Annotated in this window: 21 protein-coding genes and 1 pseudogene; 12 read left to right on the plus strand and 10 right to left on the minus strand. The window is 53.5% G+C overall.

The window, feature by feature from the left end; genetic code table 11:
- Positions 1-267 precede the first annotated feature (267 nt).
- From CNE01S_RS14210 to CNE01S_RS14240, 6 genes are all read left to right on the plus strand, one after another.
- Positions 268-468: a hypothetical protein gene (locus CNE01S_RS14210; RefSeq protein ID WP_061276946.1), complete on the plus strand. Its 201-nt coding sequence runs from the start codon at positions 268-270 to the stop codon at positions 466-468.
- Positions 469-1,836: 1,368 nt separating this feature from the next.
- Positions 1,837-2,235, plus strand: a complete 399-nt coding sequence (locus tag CNE01S_RS14220; RefSeq protein ID WP_061276948.1) for a TIGR03757 family integrating conjugative element protein — start codon at positions 1,837-1,839, stop codon at positions 2,233-2,235.
- Complete coding sequence (locus CNE01S_RS14225; RefSeq protein ID WP_061276949.1) at positions 2,232-3,233, plus strand: TIGR03756 family integrating conjugative element protein; 1,002 nt, start codon at positions 2,232-2,234, stop codon at positions 3,231-3,233. The genes CNE01S_RS14220 and CNE01S_RS14225 overlap by 4 nt, the downstream gene beginning before the upstream one ends.
- Before the next feature lie 11 nt (positions 3,234-3,244).
- The gene (locus CNE01S_RS14230; protein WP_061276950.1) at positions 3,245-4,693 is read left to right on the plus strand and encodes an integrating conjugative element protein; all 1,449 of its coding nucleotides are present in this window, start codon (positions 3,245-3,247) and stop codon (positions 4,691-4,693) included.
- 45 nt (positions 4,694-4,738) lie between these two features.
- A complete protein-coding gene (locus tag CNE01S_RS14235) occupies positions 4,739-5,056 on the plus strand; it encodes a hypothetical protein (protein WP_255212418.1) in 318 nt (105 codons plus the stop codon).
- Positions 5,053-6,561, plus strand: a complete 1,509-nt coding sequence (locus CNE01S_RS14240; protein ID WP_061276952.1) for a conjugal transfer protein TraG N-terminal domain-containing protein — start codon at positions 5,053-5,055, stop codon at positions 6,559-6,561. Before CNE01S_RS14235 ends, CNE01S_RS14240 begins: the two co-directional genes overlap by 4 nt.
- Positions 6,562-6,650: 89 nt before the next feature.
- Here the strand turns inward: CNE01S_RS14240 and CNE01S_RS14245 are convergent, their stop codons facing one another.
- A complete protein-coding gene (locus tag CNE01S_RS14245) occupies positions 6,651-7,040 on the minus strand; it encodes a hypothetical protein (protein ID WP_061276953.1) in 390 nt (129 codons plus the stop codon).
- A 340-nt stretch (positions 7,041-7,380) separates the two neighbouring features.
- On the opposite strand from CNE01S_RS14245, the gene CNE01S_RS14250 reads away from it, so the two are divergent.
- Entirely contained in the window at positions 7,381-8,418 is a 1,038-nt protein-coding gene (locus tag CNE01S_RS14250) for an AAA family ATPase (RefSeq protein WP_061276954.1), read from the plus strand.
- A gap of 118 nt (positions 8,419-8,536) precedes the next feature.
- Positions 8,537-10,915, plus strand: a complete 2,379-nt coding sequence (locus tag CNE01S_RS14255; protein ID WP_245874336.1) for a S8 family peptidase — start codon at positions 8,537-8,539, stop codon at positions 10,913-10,915.
- A gap of 82 nt (positions 10,916-10,997) precedes the next feature.
- On the opposite strand, the gene CNE01S_RS14260 is transcribed toward CNE01S_RS14255, so the two are convergent.
- From CNE01S_RS14260 to CNE01S_RS25275, 3 genes are all read right to left on the minus strand, one after another.
- Complete coding sequence (locus CNE01S_RS14260; RefSeq protein ID WP_061276955.1) at positions 10,998-11,396, minus strand: GNAT family N-acetyltransferase; 399 nt, start codon at positions 11,394-11,396, stop codon at positions 10,998-11,000.
- Between the two features lie 275 nt (positions 11,397-11,671).
- Complete coding sequence (locus CNE01S_RS14265) at positions 11,672-11,935, minus strand: hypothetical protein (protein WP_138089297.1); 264 nt, start codon at positions 11,933-11,935, stop codon at positions 11,672-11,674.
- A 552-nt stretch (positions 11,936-12,487) separates the two neighbouring features.
- Entirely contained in the window at positions 12,488-12,694 is a 207-nt protein-coding gene (locus CNE01S_RS25275) for a hypothetical protein (RefSeq protein WP_138089296.1), read from the minus strand.
- Positions 12,695-13,074: 380 nt separating this feature from the next.
- Between CNE01S_RS25275 and CNE01S_RS14270 the strand changes: the two genes are divergently transcribed.
- Positions 13,075-13,986 carry an integrase domain-containing protein gene (locus CNE01S_RS14270; RefSeq protein WP_061276957.1) on the plus strand — a complete coding sequence of 304 codons (912 nt, stop codon included), beginning with the start codon at positions 13,075-13,077 and terminating at the stop codon, positions 13,984-13,986.
- Positions 13,987-14,055: 69 nt separating this feature from the next.
- Here the strand turns inward: CNE01S_RS14270 and CNE01S_RS14275 are convergent, their stop codons facing one another.
- Entirely contained in the window at positions 14,056-14,577 is a 522-nt protein-coding gene (locus CNE01S_RS14275) for a GNAT family N-acetyltransferase (protein WP_061276958.1), read from the minus strand.
- A gap of 355 nt (positions 14,578-14,932) precedes the next feature.
- Between CNE01S_RS14275 and CNE01S_RS14280 the strand changes: the two genes are divergently transcribed.
- Positions 14,933-16,030 (plus strand): glycerol dehydrogenase, encoded by a 1,098-nt coding sequence (locus tag CNE01S_RS14280; protein WP_061276959.1) that lies wholly within the window; start codon positions 14,933-14,935, stop codon positions 16,028-16,030.
- A 39-nt stretch (positions 16,031-16,069) separates the two neighbouring features.
- Complete coding sequence (locus tag CNE01S_RS14285; protein WP_061276960.1) at positions 16,070-17,719, plus strand: dihydroxyacetone kinase subunit DhaK; 1,650 nt, start codon at positions 16,070-16,072, stop codon at positions 17,717-17,719.
- A gap of 234 nt (positions 17,720-17,953) precedes the next feature.
- Here CNE01S_RS14285 and CNE01S_RS14290 read toward each other — a convergent pair whose 3' ends face one another.
- Together CNE01S_RS14290 and CNE01S_RS14295 are read right to left on the minus strand one after the other, a co-directional pair.
- Positions 17,954-18,658, minus strand: coding sequence for an IS6 family transposase (locus CNE01S_RS14290; RefSeq protein WP_061276961.1), 705 nt, complete (start codon positions 18,656-18,658; stop codon positions 17,954-17,956).
- A 209-nt stretch (positions 18,659-18,867) separates the two neighbouring features.
- On the minus strand, positions 18,868-19,788 hold the full coding sequence (locus CNE01S_RS14295) for an alpha/beta hydrolase (RefSeq protein ID WP_061276962.1): 921 nt from the start codon (positions 19,786-19,788) through the stop codon (positions 18,868-18,870).
- A gap of 117 nt (positions 19,789-19,905) precedes the next feature.
- On the opposite strand from CNE01S_RS14295, the pseudogene CNE01S_RS25015 reads away from it, so the two are divergent.
- A pseudogene (locus tag CNE01S_RS25015) lies at positions 19,906-20,124 on the plus strand (integrase core domain-containing protein); the annotation flags it as partial.
- Between the two features lie 433 nt (positions 20,125-20,557).
- Here the strand turns inward: CNE01S_RS25015 and etsC are convergent.
- The 3 genes from etsC to CNE01S_RS25490 form a co-directional block, all read right to left on the minus strand.
- Positions 20,558-21,937: a macrolide efflux RND transporter outer membrane subunit EtsC gene (gene etsC, locus CNE01S_RS14300; RefSeq protein WP_061276974.1), complete on the minus strand. Its 1,380-nt coding sequence runs from the start codon at positions 21,935-21,937 to the stop codon at positions 20,558-20,560.
- A gap of 3 nt (positions 21,938-21,940) precedes the next feature.
- Positions 21,941-23,878, minus strand: coding sequence for a MacB family efflux pump subunit (locus CNE01S_RS14305; protein WP_061276963.1), 1,938 nt, complete (start codon positions 23,876-23,878; stop codon positions 21,941-21,943).
- On the minus strand, positions 23,875-24,262 hold a 388-nt coding region (locus CNE01S_RS25490), incomplete at its 5' end, for an efflux RND transporter periplasmic adaptor subunit (protein ID WP_369406086.1). The genes CNE01S_RS25490 and CNE01S_RS14305, both read right to left, overlap by 4 nt.

The raw sequence follows: 24,262 nt of genomic DNA on the forward strand, positions 1-24,262 counted from the left end.
TCCCCCTTGGGGCAGGACAACGCGCTAAACGATGCCATTCCTACGACAAGTGTCAGAACGATTGCCAGTATTTTCTTCATGTTTTATTCCTTTTTTATCAATCACAGTAAACCCTCTGAATAGTATGGCTTTATGGGGAAATCATAAAGCCTGATAAATATACATACAATAGTTGAAAGCTTGTGCTGTTTGTCTGGCGTACGCATGAGTATCAGCCCGAAGGTTATATACTAAAGGGATACGCACGTTCAGATAGCAGGGGATAATATGGGCAACATCGCCAATTCTCAGAAAATTGTTTCCTGGCTAAGGAGCATGGCGGATTGTATTGAGTCAGAGGATCCTTTGATAAAAGACGTCATTATTGAACCCGTAGTGATGGATTTTGAGAAAGAGGAATTTGCCAGAGTAATGACGTTTATCTTCACATCGTCACCTCAAAAGCAAGCTAAACCAGGAGAGCAGTAGTTCACTCGTTCGATTCTGGTAACGATATTCGCTGCCTTGTTTCTGATGTTATCAGTGGACGGGTCTTGCCAGGCCTCCGGAGCATCCTGCCATTTCCCAATAATTCGAATAAAGTACAAGTTTTTTGCGTTTGTTTGCAGGTAGTTATACTGTGATACTTCTTTACGGGCAGCAGGTGCCTGGTTGTCTTCGTTTTAGTACGATTCATGGTGAGTGACCAGAAGCAGCGTTCATTTAATCAATCCCCCTGGGCTCCTACCCGATTGATAATGAATGTTCAGCACCTGCCAGCCCACAGATTGAGCTGCTTTTTTTTACACTGTCTATCCGGTGAGCAAAGTGTTGTTTTCCGGAGGCAAGGTTGTTGGTTAGGCTGCGCAGTGCACCAGGCAAGTGTAGACCCGCTTTTGTCAGGGCCGGGCCTACCGACGCGATAGTCCGGACGAACGGGACTTTAAAAACCGATATCGTTGACGGCGGGGAAGCAGACCCGCAACTTTACCGCCATCATATAATGGCAGTTAGCCGGGCTATCCAGGGCGATGACACAGGCCTGATGCCTGCGGTTCTCGCCAGCTGCTTTTTAGCTGAAAAAAGAATGGCCTGGGGCAGGGAAACGCGTTCGCATGAGCATTGGGTGATTTACTGATATCTCCGTATCAGACCTGTCGCCATATAACAGTGCTCAGCCGAATGCAGGCATCAATAGTTGCGCCGCTAAAGGAATTTTACTCGTCCTGGATTGATATCCAGGGGCAGTGAACAATACTTAATGTATCCCGTGTGTTATGCCGGGGATTTCCAGTACGATGTTTTTTCTTATACCCACAGGCTGACTCCTGTGGGCTTTTTCTTGATAGCGAACACGAATTTCCCCTTTGGGTATTGTTGGTATTGTCATGTTAACAGTATGGTTATTCCGTCGCAGTGAATCCCCCTAAGCGGCGGGGCCAAAAGGTTAAAATGTCCTGAAGTCAACAGCGCGAGCCGGGTCTGACCGTCCTGAGGCTCACCGGGAGGCACCCGGCACTGTGACAACCTTACCAATGACTGGCTTGTCATAATCTTAAGGCCCACTCTGGTGGGCCTTTTCTGTCAATACTGCCCGGTAGCTCCAGTGCCAGTGAACAAAAATATCTGTATGTCACGGGCGCGGTGGTTGCCCGCTTGCTGTTTAAGTGCGCGTGAAGTGATGTTACTCAGACTGTTGCCGGGTGCTCAGGCCGAAATTATCGTCATACTTCTCCTGTCTAAAAGGCGCTGCTGTAGCGCATGATAAATTTTGCAGCTTCAGGTTTGAATTAACTACTGCACGACCGCGCCAGCCTGCGCACCCTATCAGGACCTTTATTCTGATGGAGTGCGCCGATGCACCTCAGCTCCGCTTTGTTCTTCTCTGTTCTGCTGCCGGTTCCTGTGCTGGCAGCCTCGGTGGTCTACACCGACAGCCAGCATCCCCCGGTGAATGTCGCGCCCGATACGCAGGTGGTGTGGCTCGATGGCCCCGACCGGCTGCAGACGCAGTTCTTTGGTACGTTACCTGCCGACCCGGTGCAGGCTGAAGCGCAGGTCAGGGCGGTGCTGCAATCGCCTGACTGGCAGGCGCCTCAGCAGCAGATTGCTGAGGCTTACCGGGGTATAGTGCATGCCCGTGAGCTCGGGGTGGCGAAGTTTCCGGCGGTGGTGTTTGACGAGACGGAGGTGGTCTACGGCACGGCTGATGTGGCCCGTGCCACCGCCCTGAAAGCGCAGGGTGGCCGGCCATGAGCGGGCAGCTTAGCCGGTGTAACCGGCTGCGCACAGGGCTGAATACGGTGGCGGCCGCGCTGGCTCTGACGGCCGCCACTGCCCCGGTGACGCTGGCGGCCCTGAGTACCGCGCAGATAGTGGCGAGCGCCATGGCCCCGGCCTGTATCCAGTGGCGGGTCAGCGGTATCTGCTACTGGCTGCTCTGTACCCCGTTTGGCTGCACGGTTAAGACCTCGGTGAAGGTCACCCACAACCTTCCGGAGGCTGTGGTCTCCACGTACCCGGCCCCGGGCGGTAACCCCTGGCGTGAGATGGCGCTGGTCAGCCGCACGGCGGGCGGGGTAGAGAACGCTGTCACCGGAGCCCTGGCCGGGTTGTCGGCCGGGGGCGGGAACGCCACGGAGATGAAAAACCCCGGACAGCGTCACGCCAGCCTGCTCTTCCGGTACGCCGATGCCATCGGCCATCCGGCCACCTCCCTTATCGGGGGCAGCATCAGTGGCTACTCCTGTGCCAGCGCAGCTACGCCGCTGGCCCCCTATTTTCTCAGCACTCTCGACATGTTCGCCTGGCGTACCGGCCTGCCGGAGTCGCTCTACCCTGAAGCCCTTATCCCGGGCCGGCGCGAGCTGGGCTCACAGCTCAGCGGCGACATGTGGGGGGCGCTCTATCCCCGGGCCGGGCTGGTGAACCAGACCGACGCCGACCAGGCGGCCGCCGTGGTGGCCCAGCGGGTGGCGGACATAATCACCCGCACCGGCCAGCCCCATGTCTACCAGCCCCTGAAGGGGACCCGGCGTCCCGGGTACTGGCCGCCGGGCGAGGTAACCGAGAACACTGGGAGCAAAAACCACACCTGGCAGCGGCTTGCCCCGCAGCTGAGCCGGTCCTGCGCCGTGTTTCCCGATGGTTCACACGAGGCGGCGCCGGACGGGCGCGCCGCCTTTGCTCTCTGGCAACCTTACAGCTGCTGTCAGCGCCGGGGCCAGACCTTCCTTTACAGCACCGATATTTGAGGTCAGTACGAATGAACACAAGTTATACGTCGGCATCGCCCCGGTGGGCCGCTGCGCTCTTGGCCGGGCTCATCACTATCATTGTTCCCGGTGTACATGCCGGACAGCTTTCGCTGCCGGAAGTGACCAACAGCGCCATGGGTTACGGGAAGGATGTCTCCGGGGCGGTCTCCGACAAGCTCTATTACACCCTGGGCGGCGGCTCGGTGATATCGCAGCCGGGCACCCGGAGCAACATGCCGCACCTCGGGGTGAACCTCGGGTGGAGCAGCGACCTGATGTGCGGCAACTTCGACCTGAAGACCACCGTGGGCAACCAGCTCAATGGGGTGACCGACGGCTTTAAAAATCTGATGGGGGAGGTTATCCGGGGCGCGACCGGGGCAGTGGCCAGCCTGCCGGCGATGATTATCCAGCGTGCCAATCCCGGCCTGTACGACATGCTCACCAACGGTGTGCTGCAGGCGAATATCGGTTTCGACAAGGCCCAGCTCAACTGCCAGAACATGTCGAGGCGCCTGATGAACTTCAGCGACAGCAGCAAGTGGACCCAGGCTGCCATGATGGACGAGTACCGGAAGGTGATTAACACCGGTGGGGCGGACGCCATCCGGGCGGACACGGCAGGGAAAAAAGTCACCGGGAATTCTGGTCACGGCTGGGTGGGCGGTCAGCAACGGGGTGGCCAGGGGCAGCCGGCAATCCGTCCGACCCATGACCTGGCGGCGGCGGGCTACAACATGATGACCGGCCAGCCGGTGCTCAGCACCGCGACCGTCAGCCAGGGCAACTGCAACGGGGCCGTGTGCGGGCGCTTTAAGAGCCCGGAGGAGGCCGCGAAGGCGGTGGTTCAGGTGCTGGGTGACCGGGCCATGCGGACCTGCACCGACGCGACGAAGTGCACCAGTGGGGATGATGACCAGCAGCCGGGGGTGACCGTGGCGGGCACTGGCTTTGCGCCGATGCTGGAGGCGGCGACAAAAACCAACATTGAGGAACTGGTGAAGCTGGTCAACGGGACGGAGAAACCCACGGCGGAGAACCTCGGGAAACTGAAAACCGGGAGCCTGGGCATGACTGCCGGCGTGATTAAGGCCCTGCAGCGGGACCCGGACAATGCGGCCCTCACCGCGCGCCTGGCGGGCGAACTGGCCATGGCGGACACCGTGGAGAGCGCCCTTCTGATGCGCCAGATACTGGTCACCGGGCTTTCTGAACCCAACGTGGCGGCTCAGGATGCAGCGGTGGCTGAAGGCGACAGGCGTATCACTGCCCTTGACCGCGAAATCTCCGCCCTGAAAAACGAAATGGAGCTCAAGCGCGAGCTGGCGAACAACTCGGTGCTGACCATCATCGGCCGGGAAATCAACCGGGTCGAAACCAACCCCCAGACGCAGTATGAGGATAATACCGACGTCCGCTTTAACCAGCTGGCGGTGCCGCCGGCAGACAACAAATAGGGAGACAGGAAACATATGAACGTAACCATGTTGAGGGCCGGACGGGTGGCAAAGCGTCTGGGTATCCTCCTGCTTTGTATCGTCTGCGTGACGGGTGCAGGGCTGTGGCTGGCCGACCTCGGTATGGCGCATCCCGGGGCTGTGGCCCGGCTGCACCGCTGGATGGACGGCACCCGCAACCTGTGGCTGGCCTGGCGGCTGGTAATTTACGCCCTGCTGGCCTGGGGCTTCCGCAAGGTCTGGCGGGCCCCGGGCTGTAAACCGGAGTACCGGGCGCCCCTGCGACGGATGGCGACCGTCAGCGTTGTCTTCATTCTGGTCTGTGAATACGCTGTGTTCAGCGTCCCGGGAGTCAGCTTATGACCACCAACAGCTATCTCGAATATTTTCTCACCCTGCTGGGGTGGGTCATCAACAACGGCCTGTGGAATATCCTGCTGGGCACCGGGCTGTTTGCGGCCCCGCTGGCGTTCCGTATCGTGGGTATCTGGATGAAGGTCAGGGAGGAGGGGGAAGATGAGGGGAACAAGGGCATGCTCTCCCTGCCGCGCATAGAGAATACCCTGTACGGGGCGTTCTTCGTGATGCTCACCTGCTGCGTGCCGCTGATTAACGTCAGCCTCAGCACGATAACCTACGACCTCTCCCGGGCGAAAACCTGCGGAACCTGGACGCCCAAAGCGCCGGACGAGAGCGGATATGCCACGATTATTTCCAGCCTCAACAACCAGACGGCAGCGGCTCCGGTGTGGTGGATGCTGGTCCATAAGCTCTCCAAAGGCATCACCCAGGCGGCGGTGGCCACCATTCCGTGCCGGCCCGACCTGCGTCAGCTGCGCTTTGAGGTGCAGCACACCCGGATTGGCAATGCGTCCCTGGCGAGCGAGCTGCAGGACTTCACCAATGACTGCTACGCCCTGGCGCTTTATATGTGGAAGCAGCAGGACCAGGGGCAGACCACGGACAGGAAGGTGCTGCGCGACATCGAGTGGCTGGGGAGCAACACGTTTATGAACCGTTACTACGGTGACCTGCAGTCGAAGATGCCCCGGGCAGCGTTTCCATGGAATACCGCGCGGGACAGCGGGCGGCCCAATACCGGTAGCGGCGGCTATCCGACCTGCCAGGCGTGGTGGAACACGGCCCATACGGGGCTGAAGGCAAGGGTGATGGCCCAGGCCGACCCGGGCATGTGGCTGCGGCTGTCAGCCGCCCTGAAAATGATGGGCAAAAGCACGGCGGACTATGAGGAAGCGGTGATACGCCGCCTGGTGAGTCCGGTCAGCCTGAACGCTTCGCAGTACGGGCAGGCCTATGTCGGCTATGGCGGGAACGCAGATTTTACCATTGATAACACGGTGACCCGCCTGGTGGGTATCGGGGGGATGGCGCTGGGGAGTCTGGCCGCCTGGCCTGCGTTTGACGCCATGCGCCAGGCGCTGCCGATGGTGCAGGCGGTTATGCTGATGGCGGTGTACGTGATGTTCCCGCTTATCCTGGCGTTTTCGGCGTACGAGTTTAAGACAGTGATCACCCTGACCTTCGTGGTGTTCGCGCTGAACTTCCTGACATTCTGGTGGGAGCTGGCACGGTGGCTGGACAGCTGGATCCTGGAGGCACTTTACACCTCGGACACGCACACGAGCTTTAATATGGCGGGGTTCCAGAACACGTCGGACGATTTGATCATGTCCTTTGTGCTTGGATCTATGTTCATTGTATTGCCCGCTGTCTGGGTAGGTGCACTGTCATGGGCTGGGATTACGACGGGTGGGTTTATAGATAAAGCCATTGCAAACGGCGTTCAACAAACTGAAGCAAGTGGAGGGCAAGGCGCTGAGGTAATGAAAGATAGTGTAGGATTATGAAATATAAAACCCCGCACTGAAAATCATCCTTATTTTATAAAAACCGGAGCACCGTTTTTAAATCTCCGGTTTTTATAATTATCTCGAACTCATTCGTCAATACGGTGAGAAGTTACTAGATCTTCAGAACCAGAATACAATCCGTAACCCTGATTTCCATTTCTGTATTGAGGAATAGCGCTTGACCGGCGGCGTCGGCGACGATGTTTGTTTTCAGGATCTGGTGTTAGGCCAACGATAGCCATCCAGACAAACGCAATTACTACGCCAATCAACAGTCCACCCAATACCGCCGCAATGATCGAGAGCACCACAGCCAGTACGATCGGGACATGGCCCAGCCAGCCAGGAAGACCACGTGACTTAGCCCAGTGAACGCAAATCGCGTCCCACTGACTTACCCGACGTCGAGTTTTCTTCCAGAGTCCCGCGAATTTCATACCACGCTGGACTGCTGCAAATTGTTTGTCGTTCTGCATTTAACTGCCTCGCCATTTATGCAGGTGCTGATTGACACACTTTTTATGATGTTATTAGCAGTATAGATTAGTTATAAGGCAGGTGCTATGAATCCTGTCTGATATATCAACTTCTAGCCTCAACAGGCTGCAGCTCGTAGCCATCAATCCATTCCCTGTTCAATGGGCACAAGCGCGCGAGGCCGTCCTGTGCACCTGGCAGGCTTTTTCTTTAAAATCAGGACAGATTAATGACTTCGTGGTGATAAATCACATTTACTCGCCGCCGGCTTCACTCTACACTCACGAGAGGTGAGATGTAATTTTCAGGCTCCAGGGCACCAATAACAGGACTACTACCGTGGCAAGCGCAGATCAACTTAAGGCACTTATCAAATCGCACATCAGTCGCGATGATGGACACTTTTATTCGGTGGCCATGCAAGTTGCTGCGCATGAGGCTAAGCAGGGCCACGGCCGGTTGGCTGAAGAGCTGGTGAGCTTGCTGGATAAAGGCAAAGCTAAACTCGCTGGTGACAAAAGCGGCAAACTGGTCCCTTTCGCCAACGCAGCCAAATCCCGGACTGAACTGGGTAACCTGTTGAGTGTGAGTGAGCCTGATTACCGTCTGTCTGATGTGGTAATGGAAAAATCCGCTGAAGCTCAGTTAAACCGACTGGTTCGTGAGCAGCGAATGATGACACGCATACGCGAACATGGCCTTTCGCCCAGGCGGAAGGTGTTGCTCGTCGGTCCCCCGGGCACAGGGAAAACATTGACGGCTTCAGCGCTGGCCGGTGAACTCGGTGTCCCGTTGTTTCAGGTTCGTTTCGATGCATTGATCACCAAGTTTATGGGAGAAACTGCCGCCAAACTTCGGCAGGTTTTTGATGCCATGGTTGATATTCGCGGCGTCTATTTCTTTGATGAATTTGATGCCATTGGTTCACAACGTAACCTGGCGAATGATGTGGGTGAAATCCGTCGCGTGCTGAACAGTTTTCTGCAAATGATTGAGCAGGATAATTCTAACAGTGTGATTATCGCCGCAACGAATCACCCGGAAATCCTCGATTATGCGCTTTACAGGCGTTTTGATGATGTCATTGAGTATCATTTACCTACCCCAGAGCAGGCTATGGATCTGCTTCGTGTAAGGCTTGGTGCGTTTATACCCAAACCGTTCAGAAAGACAGGGCTGGCAGGGTTACTTGATGGTCTAAGTTATGCAGAGATTTGCCGTGCGGCAGATGAGTCCATGAAAGAAGCATTGATGAGCGATCGTACCGCTGTAGATATCAATCTGCTTAAGCATGCACTGGAAGAGCGGCATCAGGTCAGCATCAAGCTGTCGAAAAATGGAAATAAGAATCTGAATCATGACGGAACCAGCCGCTAATAAACGATTGCATTTTATTCTCCCCGGAACAGCCAAAAGCGAACCTTTTACCACACCCGCATCAGGCGGAGGTGGTTCCCCCTCTTTACCTGACAGAGACCGTGAGCAGCATGGACAAATGCTCAGTGCTCATCTCGCGCAGGTAAAAGCGATAGCCGCCCGGGCTCACAATAATCAGAGAGGCGCTGCCCTGCACAGTGGTATTGGTGTGCAGGTCGAGTTTGTTGGCCAGCCTGATGTTGCACTGGCTTTTGAAAGCCTCAGCAGTGAGCGTAATCGTGATCGGACTAAAAACATCGAGCTTCTGAGTGTTCACACTGATAAAGATGATATTACCTGCGCCAACGTGTTTATTCCTGACGGGAAAATAGCCCATTTTGAAAAATATCTGCAGGATTATCTGGATGACAGGCGGGGGGCGAATAACACTTCTCGCGATCACAAGGCGCTCATCAATACGCTTTCGGCTATCCGGTTATCCAGTATTCGCTCACTCTGGACAGATGATGACGCGTTGTTGCCGGCTGATGAAGAAGAGGCTTTCTGGTGGGAAGTCTGGCTTCCGGTTCGCGGCAATCGTGAAGCGGTTCTCTCCGATTTCCGGACGATAGTATCAACGACTGCGTGTGCTGCCAGTGAACATGCTGTGAGTTTTCCTGAACGAACCGTAACCTGGATGTTTGGCTCCCGGCGTGAGTTTGCCCGTTCAGGGCTTTTGCTTAATTGTGTGGCAGAGCTACGTCGTGCAAAAGAGACAGCCGAATTCTTTACCGGCTCATCCATTGTTGAACAGGGTCTGTGGGCAGAAGATGTGTTAGCCCGACTTGATGCCCCGGAAGATGGCGCAGCCGTCCCCTATATTTGCCTGCTCGATTCCGGGCTTAATCATGCTCACCCTCTGATATCGCCGCTGGTTCATGAAGCGGATGTTTATACCGTCAGCGAGGCATGGGGGACTGACGATCGTGTGAATCACGGTACCGGGCTGGCAGGGCTGGCCTTATACGGTGATATGTTTGATGCGCTGGTTTCTACGGAAACGCTGGGCATCAGCCATCGGCTGGAGTCCGTCAAGCTCACCTCCGGACTCGGGGAAAGAAATGGCGGGGCGCGTGAACATGCTTACCTTTTCAGTATGGCTGTCACACGGCCAGAGATAAGCTTTGGGCAGCGCAGACGCGTATTCAGCTCTGCTGTGACAGCCACAGATTATCGTGATTTTGGCAAACCCTCCGCCTGGTCTGCTATGGTTGATTCTCTGGCCGTAGACGCCGGATCTCAGCCTGCCTTTCCGCGCCTTTTTGTTTTGTCGGCTGGAAATATTTTTGATCGGGAGCACTGGCAGAGATATCCGGACAGTCTCTCGGTCAATCAGATACACGATCCGGCACAGGCCTGGAATGCCCTGTCCGTGGGTGCCTGTACCTGTAAAACAGGGCTGGATGAAGCGGGATTCAGCGTACTGGCTACCGAAGGGGGGTTAAGTCCGTTTACCTCAACGTCAGCGGAATGGGACAGCGTATGGCCCCTCAAACCGGATGTGGTCTTTGAGGGCGGGAACGCAGGTACTGATGGTGCGATGGCGGACAGCTTCGGCAGTCTGGAGCTGCTGACGGCCAGTTCCCTGACCCGGCGAAACCTCTTCACAACCACCAATGCGACCAGTGCAGCGTCAGCGCTGGCTGCAAGAATGGCGGCTCAGCTGATGGCGCAGTTTCCACAGTTGCGTCCAGAAACCATTCGGGCATTGATCGTTCATTCTGCCCGCTGGACGCCGCAAATGCTGGCCATGTATCCGGCAAATACCCAGAGTGGGTATGCAATGCTTATCAGGCACTGTGGCTGGGGGATCCCCAATCCTGACCTTGCTGTCTGGAGCGCCAAAAACAGTCTGGCCATGATTGAAGAGAGCAGTCTTCAGCCTTACCATTTGACGCCGGGGGGAGTTAAAACCAATGAAATGAATGTGCATGCGCTTCCCTGGCCAGAAGAGGCGCTGCTGGCGTTGCAAAACACGCCCGTTGAAATGCGGGTGACGCTGTCTTACTTCATTGAACCCAACCCGTCTGCTCGTGGGGGGGAGTCAAAATATTACTACCCTTCGCATCGTCTTCGTTTTGCAATGAAACGCCCGACTGAGTCTTTTGACGATTTCCGCGGGCGCATCAATGCGGCCGCGCAGTCTGAAGGGGAAGAGACAACCATTTCAGGAAATGATAACAACTGGCTACTGGGCATCCGACAGCGCCACAAAGGTTCTGTTCATCAGGACATCTGGCGTGGTACGGCGGCAGAGCTGGCAAGTTGCGGATACCTGGCGGTATACCCCGGGCAGGGATGGTGGAGAACGCGTAAAGCGTTGGGGAGATACGCCTCAGAATCTCGCTACAGTCTTATCGTATCTATTCATGCACCAGGGTCTGAGGTAGATCTTTTAACGCCGGTGCAAACCCGGATTGATGCATTAATAAACACGCCTGTTGTGTTAACGACCTGAATGTTGCGAAGCCTGCAGATATTTAACCTGTATCCGCAGGCATGAGCATGTTAATGAATGCTTCTCGAAAGAACGCCCTGAGTTAGTTAACCAGAAATGTCTGATGTCGGGTCAGTGAGGCAGAAAGCCAGTATATCTTTGACCAGCCGGCAAAATCGCGTTCAAGTTTAATCGCCTGAATAAGTGCTTTGCCGAGCCCGTTGCCTCTCAATTCTTCCATGACATAAATATGCTCAATACAGCAAATGGGATCGGTTTCCAGGGCGCAGTCCTGCACTACCGCGACAGCAAACCCTGCAATGTGATTGTCAACTTCTGCCACCCAACAGATTAGTGATGAATTCATGTCCATTATTCTCTGCCAGGTTGCGATGCCCTTTTTATCATCACTGGCTAAGCCTGCTTTTGAAAGATAATCAAACCATAATGCCAGCCAGTTATTTCTGTCCCCGGGCCTTGCAAAACGCACCGCGATATCCATATTAACCTCTGCGATATGTGATTCAGGATTTATCATTACGCCAATGAATGTAGTCGCAAATAATGCTGTTGTAATGTCTGGCTTAAATAAAACTAAGCATTTCACGCCGTGGTGACAGCGAGTTTATTCAGGGGGGGGTAAAACTTCATGATAACGTTCAGTTATGAACGCCGGATGAAAATTGATGTGGTAATTAATAATGATAAACTGAACCCCTGCGAATGGGGTTCGCAGGGATTTCATTGTTGAGAAAAATCGTAGCATATCCGTTGATGCTAATTATCAAGTTGCTTTTTCAGACAGGCCATAAAAGGCTGTAGCGCCTTTTTATGCTCAGGGGATAACTCACCTTTGTCCTTTTCAGTCACCCCAACAAAACGTGTTGTCTCTTTATTTTTATTGAGTGCATACTTTACAACAACCTGATAATCATGATTGTCGGGTATTAAGGTCCGGCAGGGAGACAAGTCAGTGGATGCCTGTGCCATACCCGCGAACACCATACATGCCAGACAGAGTAAATAAAAACGTTTCATCATTCTCCTTATTCACCGAAATCATACTGAAGTCAGAATTAAAACGGTTCAGCCTGCGACGCAACTAAAATATCCAGTCCTGCCTCAGGAATGAGAGAATTCTTTAAATCAAACAACGGAATGGTATTTCCATCATCTTGACGGGGGCTTTCTTCATTGGTACTGTGAGCAGGCATTATTGTCGTCTCAGGACGACCAGCCAATGCCTCAGTAGCTCGAGAGAGGCGCCTTCGGGTAGCTACCAGCCAATGTTTCACTGGCCTGAGAGAAACGCCTTCGGGTGGTCAGATAAAGCCCTCGTGACCTGAAAGAGGGAGCCTGTAAAAAACAGGCGGTAAACCCGTTTATCCTTTGAAAACGGGTGTCACGACACCAGTGATGAAGGCAAACTTACTCCATCAAAGATACGCAGCATCAGGCTGCAGCTGTCTTCTCCGTCAACAGCCGTGTCAGGCTGATATGGCGTTTACTTACGTTATGAATCTTTAAGGGATACGCCCTGAGTGGTGTGTGACCCGTGCATGTCCGTATAAGCCCGTCTGGCACAGAGGGCGCTTACGGCGACGGCACCGGAAGCATAACGCTGCGCGGCGTCACTTGCGTGTAAGCAAAGCGAACACCAAGTGACGCCGAAAGGCGCACGACCTCCAGCCCGCGAATGACGGGGCTTTCACACGTACCGGACAGACGTTTTACCGCGTGTCGTACAGTAAAACGGTCAGGTTCAGTACGTTTCTCACCTCCCGCCGCGTCCGTTTTCACGGACGGCCGCCCCGGGAATACTGTTCACTTCAATTAACGCCTTCCCGCCCCGGAAAGCGTTAACCCCATGATTAAAGGAGAAATTCGTTTCGATATTGAGGCGTCAGACTGGGACTGACGGGGAGAAATACCCGATGCAACCCTGAAATGGGTAGCAATCGATCTTCTGCAAAAACTCAACACAGATTAGCTCTGCTACACAATATCAAACGAGCCAGGATGGCGAACGAACCGACACGCAGGGACGTCTGTGACGACGAAAAACTCACAATCAGAGGGGCGTCTGCTTACTCCACCCTGTCTGTACGACGGGCTGGCATAAGTGGATGCATTGTTACGTCTGACATGCACGCGTTTAGCTGGCAGGGAACGGAGAGAAGATGAGCAGAAAAACGGCAAGATCTAAAATTGATATATTCAGGAAAAACTTTATCACTCACGCCCGCAGCGTGTCCGGAGGGTATGCCACTAAAGCAGACAGGATGCGTATTGCGAAATATTTTCTCAATTACCTCAGGGATAATGGGATTAAATTACGTCAGGCCGACAGTATTAAAACACGTCACTTTTCGGGTTATCTTCTCAGCAGGAAAGAAAAGGGCATTTCTGACAGAACGATATGTAATGAACGCGCGGCACTCCGGGGAATATTTGGCAGTCTGGGAAAACAGTCGTTAGCGGACCCTGATAACCCGTTACTCAGTAATAAAACGCTGGGGCTGGAAAGCAGTAGCCGGAACGGGAAAAAATCCCCCCTGGCGGCAGAAGAATTCAGGCATGCTTTTATCGAAGTGGAAAAAAAGGATAAAGGCGTGGCCGCCACAATGTTACTGGCCTGTACGTTGGGATTACGCACGAAAGAAGCAGTTGAATCCTCTAAATCAATTTCAACCTGGAAAAAAGCGCTGGAAACCGGTCAGCATTCTGTCAGGGTTGTTTTTGGCTCAAAAGGTGGTCGCCCAAGAGATACGGTTATTCTGGACAGGGAGACCTTAAAATATGCCATCAGTTATGCGGAGGAAGTTATTCGGGAAAATAACGGAAAACTTATTGATAAGCCTGACATTAGAAAAGCTATCGATAAATATAGATATCATGTTCGCCGTGTCGGGTTAACGGGAGACAAAGCGCCACACAGTATGCGTTATCAGTTTTCTCAGGATGCGAGGAAATTTTATGAAGAAAAAGGATTCACGGAAAAAGAAATTTACGCCATGGTTTCGATGGATTTAGGTCATGGAGATGGTCGGGGGCGGTATGTGAAACAGGTTTATTTTAAAAATAATGATTAAACTGAACCGTTCGTTGAGAGTAAAAGCAATCGCCCACGCATAGCTACTGATTCAATTTTTAGCCATTTCTCAGAGTTGACGAAATACTTCATAAGTATATAGAGATACATTTTTACCATTTATTATAACGGGAGGGTGGGGCTGTTCAGACAGCCGCATGCCACTTCGGATCATAACCTGTGCCGATGCCTGGTTATTGCAGTCACAATGACCTGAAATTCTACTGAGGTTATATTCTGAAAAAGCAAAGCGAATAACCTCCCGAACAGCTTCGACACAATACCCTTTCCCGTGATGGGCGGAGCCCAGCCAGTAACCAATTTCTGCATTGTCAACCTCCGGAAATTTAACCGATACAGCGCCGATAAGCGCCCCGTCGTTTTTCAAACGAACAGAGAGCGTGATATTCATCAACTGTTCTGTCTCCGTTATCGTTTTTCGGAGCCATTGTTCGGCTCGTTTGAGTGTGAATGGCTCACTGAAACTTTGAGTCCATTTAGCCAGCCAGGGGTCGTTTGCAAGCTGACAGAGTATATGCGTGTCATTTAACGTAAAGGGTCTGAGTATCAGTCTCTTACTTTCTAATTGCATGGTTTATCTTCCCGTATTGGAATACGCATCGACACGCAGTATAACACTGGCTTCTTGACGCAGATAAGCCGATTTTCCCTGGGGTTATACAGTAATGGTAGGGCGCTCTGATCGTAAACGTCTGGTGCGGACTAAGCACTTCAGACGGAGGGATCGCCCTGAATCCAAATCAAAGCGGATTGGGTAAATAACAATAAATCACCGTGGCAGGATGGTTGTCTTTCGGGGTGAGTTTCTCTGCGCGCTGGATTCAAAGAATGTTCCTGGTTATGAGCTCTTTTGAAAGGAAGTTATTGTATATGGGTTTAGTTAGGTTCAGATAAATACTGTACTCTACCCATAAGGAAACATATTCATGAGAATCATCCAGTCACCCGGTAAATATATTCAGGGCCCGGACGTGCTGAGCACGCTGAACAATTACATCCGTCCGCTTGGTTCACGCTGGCTTATTCTGGCTGACCCGATTATGCGGCTTCACGTCGCACGGCTTTCTTCTGAGGCTGACGGTCTTCACTTTCAGACTGAAATCTTTAACGGGGAATGCTCCAGGCAGGAAATCCAGCGTGTTGCGGTCCTGGCTGAGAAACACCGTTGCGACGGCATTATTGGATTTGGTGGGGGGAAGGTGCTTGATACGGCCAAGGCCGTTGCTCATTACCAGCATCTGCGAGCGGTGATGCTGCCCACGGTCGCGTCCACAGATGCACCCACGAGCGCGTTGTCAGTGGTTTACAGCGAAGAAGGTGCATTCGAGGAATACCTGTTCTACCCGGCGAACCCGGATATGGTGATTGTTGACAGCACCATCGTGGCGAACGCGCCGGTTCGCCTGCTGGTGAGTGGTATGGGGGATGCGCTCTCTACCTGGTTTGAAGCCCAGGCGTGTTACGAGTCCCGGGCGGCAAATATGTCCGGGGGGCAGAGCACCCGGGGAGCGCTGAACCTTGCCCGGCTGTGCTATGACACGCTCCTGCAGGAGGGCGTGAAGGCAAAAATTGCCGTGGAACAGAAGGTAACCAGCCGTGCGCTGGAACGCGTTATTGAAGCGAACACCTATCTCAGCGGTATTGGTTTTGAAAGCAGTGGCCTTGCGGCAGCCCATGCGATTCATAATGGTCTGACGCAGCTTGACGAGTGTCATCACTTCTATCACGGCGAAAAAGTAGCGTTTGGTACGCTGGCGCAACTGGTTCTGCAGAACAGCAGTGACGCACAAATCGATGAGGTTCTGGATTTCTGCCTCGCGGTAGGGCTTCCGGTATGCCTGGAGCAGCTCGGTGTGAAAGGGGATGTGAAGGATAAAATGAGCAAGGTGGCGAAAAAGAGCTGCAGCGAGGGCGAAACCATCTTTAACATGCCGTTCATCGTGACCCCCGACAGCGTCTACAGCGCTCTGCTCGTTGCTGACCAACTGGGACGTAAAAAAGCCGGCCTGCCTGCGCAGGTATAACACCCCCCCTTCATCACCGAATACAGAGGAAGTGTAGCGATGAGTCAATTTTTTATGAATGAGAAGGCTGACCTGGTTAACGAGGCGATAGAAGGAGTATTGCGTTCATCGCCCTTTGATAATCTGGCCCAGCTTGATGCTGGTCAGGATATCCGCATTGTGGCCCGCAGGGACTGGGATAAACGCCGGGTGGCAATTATCTCCGGCGGCGGGGCGGGGCACGAACCGGCGCACGTGGGGTTTGTCGGAAAAGGCATGTTGACGGCGGCAGTCTGCGGGGATGTGTTTGCTTCCCCCAGCGTGGATGCGGTACTCAGCGCCATCATCAACGTCACCGGTGACGCCGGTTGCCTGCTTATCGTCAAAAACTACACCGGTGACCGCCTGAACTTTGGGCTTGCCGCAGAAAAGGCCCGTAAGCTGGGCTACCGGGTGGAGCTGGTGACGGTGCGCGACGATGTGTCGCTGCCGGATAATCCCCAGCCTCGAGGTGTGGCAGGCACAGCACTGGTTCATAAAATTGCCGGCTACGCTGCCGAACAGGGAAAATCGCTGCAGGAGGTCACGGGCATTGCGCTGGAGGCGATTAACCATGTGGCCAGTATCGGTGTGGCATTCTCCAGCTGTAATATTCCAGGGGAAAGCACACCTGATCGTGTGAAGCCTGGCACCTGCGAGCTGGGCATGGGCATTCACGGCGAACCTGGCGTGGAGACGCTGCCGGTTAAACGCAGCCGCGAGCTGGTGAGCCTGATGGTGGATAAACTGCTGTGCACCACCGGAACCGCACAACCTGTGGCTTTGCTGGTGAACAACCTGGGGGGCTTCTCCATGCTGGAAATGTCCCTCCTGACGCGCGAGGTCCTCTGTTCCCCGCTTGCGAAGGCAACTGAACTGCTGGTCGGCCCGGCGACGGTTGTCAGTGCGCTCGATATGAAAGGTTTTTCGCTCTCGGCGATCACCCTCACGGAAGCGTTCAGGGAAGCGCTGCTGGCTCCGGTAGAGGTGGCGGGGTGGCCTGCCGTGGTGGTTCCGAAACAGCCCGGGGTGGTTACGTCGGGCCGACGTATCACGCCGCATCCTTCCACGCCCTCTGAGAATGGTACGGTAAAGGCCGTGCTGGCCACGGTGTGTGAAACCCTGCGCGATGCAGAGCATGAGCTGAACGCTCTGGATGCGCGGGTCGGGGACGGGGATACGGGTTCCACGTTTGCAGCCGGGGCGGGGCGGGTTGCCGCGGCCCTGGCGAAAGGTATGCTGCCGCTCGACAAACCCGATGATCTGATGATTGTGGTGGGCGAGCATCTGGCCAGCGCCATGGGGGGGTCCAGCGGCGTGCTGATGTCCATCATGTTCCATGCATGCGGGCAGAAGCTGGCCGCCGGGAGCACGCTCGGCGAATCCCTGGTTTATGGCCTGGGTCGGATGCAGTTTTACGGTGGGGCGGATATCGGCGACAGGACAATGGTTGACGCGCTTGCGCCCGCACTGGCCCTGTATCGTGAAGGAGCCCCGTTGTCTGCTGTAGCTGACGCTGCGCAAGCCGGGGCAGAGAGCACCTGCGTAATGACGAAAGCCAGAGCGGGTCGTTCATCCTACCTCAGCCGCGATAATCTTGATGGGGTGAAGGATCCGGGGGCATATGCCGTCGAGAAGGTCTTTGCGGCGCTGGCGAATAAGTATGCCTGAGACGGAACTGAAAGCGAGTATGCCGTTGTTCATCCAGGTGTAAGATAGTTCGCAGTCAATAGCGTATCCCTGTGGAGGTGTTGTTGGCTGCGTATTACTGTACTGCCGCATCGAAACGACCCATTCTGAAATATGACCATAAGCTACACGTAGCAATTGTGATACAGGCAGTCACTTTTATAGGCACTGTTGCAAAGTGTGCGATGAGTTAGCCTGCTGTTTTATTGAAAGGCCTTACATTTCAAAGACTCTGCTCACCATACGCATCTCGCCCAAGGGATCACCATAATAAAATGCTGAGGCCTGGCCTTTACGCAGTGCGCGCATAACCTCAATGTCTTTGATTGTGGCGTAAGCCGTTTTCATCGATTTAAATCCCAGCGTGGCGCCTATTATCCTTTTCAGCTTGCCATGATCGCATTCAATGACGTTATTCCTGTACTTAATCTGTCGGTGTTCAACGTCAGACGGACATCGACCTTCGTGTTTAAGCAGAGCGAGCGCACGCCCATAGGTGGGCGCTTTATCCGTGTTGATAAAGCGCGGGATCTGCCACTTCTTCACATTGTTGAAGATTTTACCCATAAACCGGTATGCGGCTTTGCTGTTACGACGCGGAGATAGGTGAAAATCTACAGTACGCTCCCTGTTGTCAACGGCCCGGTAAAGATAAGCCCAGCGGCCATTGACCTTCACATACGTTTCGTCAATCTGCCACGGGCAAAGATCGGAAGGGTTACGCCAGTACCAGCGCAGTCGCTTTCCCATTTCAGGCGCATAACGCTGAACCCAGCGGTAAATCGTGGAGTGATCGACATTCACACCACGCTCAGCCAGCATTTCCTGCAGCTCACGGTAGCTGATGCCGTATTTGCAGTACCAGCGAACCGCCCACAGGATTATGTTACGCTGAAAATGCCGGCCTTTGAATAGGTTCATATGCTGCTACGTCAACAAAAGGTGACGATAATTTTATCACCACCGAATTTTTGCAACAGTGCCGTTTTGTTCACACGAAGCCGACCTTAACGCCATCGACGGCTGCTATGAGCGAGGAGCGGACGTTATGTCACACATCCGCCTTTCAATTACTGTTTTCTCATTGAACAGTAGAGGCGAATTAATGTTTTTTTGGTTAAAAAAGACTATCAAATCTTATCAACTGAACAAATTCGTGTGCAGATGTCCCGCATAAGATTACGCGCCGTCTGGCTAATGCCTCCAAGTTGAAAGAAACCGTGAATCACGCCCAAATAGCGCTGTGCGGTGCACGTTACCCCTTGATCAATCATGCGATTAAACAGATCTTCACCTTCATCACGCAATGGGTCATATTCCGCTGTGATGATATGTACTGGCGGCAATCCTGCGAAGTCGTTACGGAATAAAGGGCTGGCTTCAGGATGGGTAAAGTCAGTGTTAGGAAAATAGGCTTCAAAACCGCTGAGTAGCGTGTCGCTCGTCAGCACATAATCGCTACCGTTTATTTTGTAACTATAAGAGGATGCCGTTGCGTCCAGCATCGGGTAGATAAGTATCAACTGCCGGGGTAACCACTGCCCAGTATTTCTCACTCGAAGCGCTGATATCAGGGCGAGATGCCCCCCTGCGCTGTCACCAATAAACGTTATATAGTTGCGATCAACACCCAGCACCTCTGAGTGCCGCCAGATAATGTTAGCGGCGTTTTCAGCATCATCATGTGCAGCAGGATAAACATGTTCTGGAGCTAAACGATACTGCACCGCAATGACACGGCAACCACTTAGAAAAGAAAGTTGTCGCAGTTGATTATCATGAGTTGAAAAACCACCACTCACAAAACAACCGCCATGATAATAAATAATCGTAGGTAACATTTTATCTTTATTTAAAGGGGCGACAATACGCAACGAAATGTTGTCAATAATCACATCTTTAATATTTACACGTTTCTCAATATCACCGGCAAGCGCGGTGCTTGCGACATAGCCAGCACGACGCTCTTCAAATGTCTGACCACGGGATGATGGTCGACCGGTTGCGATAAAGTCGTTAACAAGGTTTGCAATTTCTGGTTCAAGAGCCATGTTGATTACCTTAAATACGAATTTTTTTAAAAATAAGCTTCGTAGTATAATTCTTTGACAGGAGTTTACAATATTTTGAAAATAGGAATGAAATAGTGTTATTTCCTGAATAATCCCTTCTCACGCCCGGGAACCCCGACGGACAATGCGACAGTGGAGTCCTTCAACGGCAGGCTGCGGTAGGAATGTCTGAACGAGAACTGGTTCATGTCACTGGAGGATGCACGGTGCAAAATCGAGGCCTGGCGCATACACTATAACCAGAGGCGTCCCCATATGACCCCGTCAGAATTTGCTGAGAAGTCTGCCGGTTGCCAGAATATGCAGCCAACATGAGGCCGGTTATTCCTGATTATGACTGGAGCATATTCGGGGTCAGGGTCAAGATCCGACATTACTAACTGAGCGTTGTATCTAACCTTGGGGGCAGGTCAGATGTGTTGGGCGAATTCTGGGTTTATGGTCTGGGGTAAATATCGGCGACTGGACAATGGTGTTGATGCCTTCAGCGTGTTATGACGTCGCCCGCGAATGTATTCTGACGTGCCAACTTAACCGGGGACTCTTTCTGAAAAGAGAAACAGAAGAACGAAAGTTTCAACAACGATTTTATGAGTATCTGCAATTGGGTGATTTGAAGATTTTCTCAATGCAAACGCCAGAGAGCATTGCTGCTGAGATAGCCGGTTTAGTATCCCGGCAGACAGGGCAATAAAACAGCAAACTCACCTGTTTTGTTTTTGCTCCACAGGCAACGGTTGAATCGTTTTTAGTTGTGTAAAAAGACTTCCTTACTTCCCCCTCCAAATTCGAGATAAACTCTCGCCAGATTCTGGTACTGATTAAACCGATTTTCGTTGAGCGCTGATTCTGTCTGCCGGCGTTGTTCCTGAGCATTCAGCCAGTCAGTGATGGTGACAGCCCCCTCGCGGTAACGTACCTCATTCAGCCGTTCAGACTTGCGTGCCAGCGCCAGTGTGGTCCGGAGATGCGTTTCCTGAGCCATCAGTTGCATACGCAGAGACAATGCGTTGTCCACATCAGACATCGCCTTATAGAGGGTTTGCGTAAATTCCAGGGCACGTTGTTCGTAGTCGTTTTGGGCAATTTTGACGTCCACATTCATTTTTCGCCATTCCAGGAAGGGTAACGTCAGGCTGGCTCCGATGCCGGCGACGGGATTGCTCAGAAAGGTCAGTAATGCGCTGCTGCCTGTGCCCAGCGTACCTGTCAGGGTGAATGACGGATAATATTGCGTACGTCTGGCGTCAATGTCGGACAGGGCCGCGCGCAGGCGCATCTCTGCTGCATTCACATCAGGCCTGCGGCCCAGGATGCTGACCGGAATTCCACTGTCAATCTGCGGCAGTGGTCCTTGCGGCAGGTTTTCCGGTTCAACAACCGTTTTCCCTGGCGGGGCACCCAGCAGTACGGTCTGCTCATTCAGCGCCTGCTGGCGCTGGTGCTGCAGCGTCAGCAGGCGATCTTCCTGCTTCAGGACATTTTGCTCTGCATTAACCACATCAAGGGGCGATATTTTTCCCGCATGGAATCGGGCGCTGGCCAGCTGGCGCGTTTTCGTTGCATATTCAAGACTTCCCTGACTTATGCTGATTTGTTCATTGAGGTAGCCAATTCGCCAGTAGTTCGTGCTGGCGTTTGCCAGCAACGTGAGCCTTGCTGCCCGTAAATCCTGTTCGCTTGCCTGGCTTAGCCACTCTGCAGCATCCTGTGCCCGGGCAAGCTTACCCCACAGGTCCACCTCATACCGGGTATCCAGTGATGCACCACTTTTATTCTGCCAGGATGATGGCCCGGATAACTCGTGCTCCGCTCCGCTGTTCAGTCTGGCATTGAGGTCTGGTGCCGCGAGTATGCCGGTTCGTTCGGCATTAAGTTGCGCATGATAGACACGCAGCAGTGCCCGGGCCAGATCGTAGTTTCTGGTCATCACCTGATGCAGCCAATTGTTGAGTGCGGGATCGCGGAAATCCAGCCAGTTAAAGGGGGCTGGCGCAGTACCGACTGTTTCAGTTTGCCAGTGGTCCGGATACTGAATGAGCGGGCGTTGATACTCACTTTTTAACATATTGCCGCAGCCAGCACAGAGGAGTACGGCGAGGCATAAGGGAAAAGGTAATAATTTCATCATTTACTCACTGGCCAGTGAAGCGACCGGATCCATTCTTGCTGCCTTGCGGGCAGGGAGATAACCGAAAACCATGCCGATTAACGTTGAACAGAAAAATGCAATGGTGGCGGCCTGCCAGGACCAGATGGCGTTGAGCATGTCGCCCCCCATCAGAGAGAACAGTGGGCCGGTGGCGAATGACAGGGCAATACCCAGTGCACCGCCGGTCAGGCAGACCAGCACAGCCTCTGTCATAAACTGCTGCATAATGTCGCTTCGTCTCGCCCCCACCGCCATGCGCACGCCAATCTCGTGGGTGCGTTCCGTCACGGAAACCAGCATGATATTCATTACTCCCAGGCTACCGATAATCAGGGCGATTGAGGCGACCATCAGGATCAGCAGGCTGAGTGTCATGGACGTGTGTTCAACCGATTTTCGGAACTGGTCACGGTTGAACAGCATAAAATCTTTTACCCCATGACGCTGAGTCAGCAACTGCGTAATGGCGCTGACCGCTGCCTCACTCGTGACGTCGTCCCGCAGTCGAACGCTGATGCTACTCAATGTCGGTTTTCCCACCATGCGGTACATGACGGTACTCCAGGGCATCCAGACTGCGATTCGGTTAGGGGGATAATCACGGTTACTTTTTGCCACACCAATTACCCGGGCCGGAACGGATCCGAGAAAAACAATCTGGCCCAGCGCGTCGGTACCCGGATCGCCAAAAAGGGAGTGTACGGCATTATCATTGATAATGACTTCCTGCAGGGCATGACGGTCATCGCGAAACGTGGCACCCTGAATAATTGCGATGCCGTTCACGTGAAAATAGTCCCGCCCGACGCCGTTGATGGTGGCTGTGGCTGATTTTCCGCGAAAGCGGATAGTGTCCTGAGCGTAGATCTCCGGCGTGACGCTTTCGATAAAATTCTGCTGTACGAGGGCATCCGCGTCGGCGGGGACCAGTGTGCGGATTTTGTCGGCGGCATCATCGAAGAAATCGCTACCTGGGAAAATAGCGACCACATTGGTCCCCAGCCCTTTGATGTTTTCCAGCGTTCGCTGTTTGGCCCCTTCGCCCAGCGCGACAACGGTGACAACGGCGGCAATCCCGAAAATGATACCGGTCATTGTTAATGCGGTGCGCAGGCGGTGCACATTCATCGATTTTAGCGCCATATGCAGCGACTCACGGGTGCGATCCAGGAGAGTCTGCCAGCCTTTCTGCAACACCCGGGGCGATTGTGGAAACGGTTGCCCGGTACCCGGGTTATGCCCGCTGTCCGAAATGATTTCACCGTCCTGAAGTTCTATGACGCGCTGGGCACGTTTCGCGACGTTCATATCATGGGTAACGATAACGACGGTATGGCCGCGCTGGTTTAGCTCACTGAGAATAGCCAGGACTTCCTGACCTGATTGCGAATCGAGCGCGCCGGTGGGTTCGTCAGCCAGAATTATCTCCCCGCCGTTGATAAGCGATCGTGCAATACTGACGCGTTGCTGCTGCCCACCTGACAGTTGACCTGGCCGGTGGTTCTCCCACCCTTCCAGCCCCAGTCGGGCCAGCAGTTGGGCTGCCCGCAGACGGCGCTGGTCGCGGGGGCGGTTGGCATAAATGGCCGGGATTTCCACGTTACCCAGTGCGCTGAGGTCGGGCATAAGATGATAACGCTGAAAGATAAAGCCAATGTGTTCCCGGCGTATCTGTGCCAGCGCGTCAGCAGACAGCTGCGCTGCATTCTGGCCACCAATTACGTAGTCGCCGCAGTCAGGTACATCGAGGCAACCCATAATATTCATCAGCGTTGATTTACCGGAGCCGGAAGCCCCGATGATGGCAACCATTTCACCGGCCCTGATAGTCAGGTTGATATCTTTCAGTACGCTGAGGGACTGATTGCCGTTTGAGTAAGTCCGGTTGATACCTTTTAGTTCAATGACTGCCTTCACAGGAAGAAGACTCCCTCGGCAGGTTTGGCCTCTGGCTGAGACAGCGTAACGGTTTCACCTGCCTTCAGTCCGGAGAGGATCTGCACATCAACATTGTTGGTGATCCCGGTTTTGACTTCACGCGCCTCAGTATGTCCGTCTGGGGTCAGCACCTGTACCTGCGATTTTTTATCCGCTGTTTTATGCACCGCCTGGACAGGTATCAGGAGGGTGTTTTTTGCTTCGCCAAGCACCATTGAGACCTGGGCAGTCATGGCAATGCGCAGGCGATTACCGGCGTTTGGAACGTCGAGGAGTGCGTTGTAATAAACGGATGCATTTGACGTTCCGGACCCCGAGGACGTGCTGTTGCTGGCCAGTGAATCGTCTTTCATTATCGATTCC

Source organism: Cedecea neteri NBRC 105707 = ATCC 33855, from assembly GCF_001571265.1.
GTDB classification, from domain to species: domain Bacteria; phylum Pseudomonadota; class Gammaproteobacteria; order Enterobacterales; family Enterobacteriaceae; genus Cedecea; species Cedecea neteri.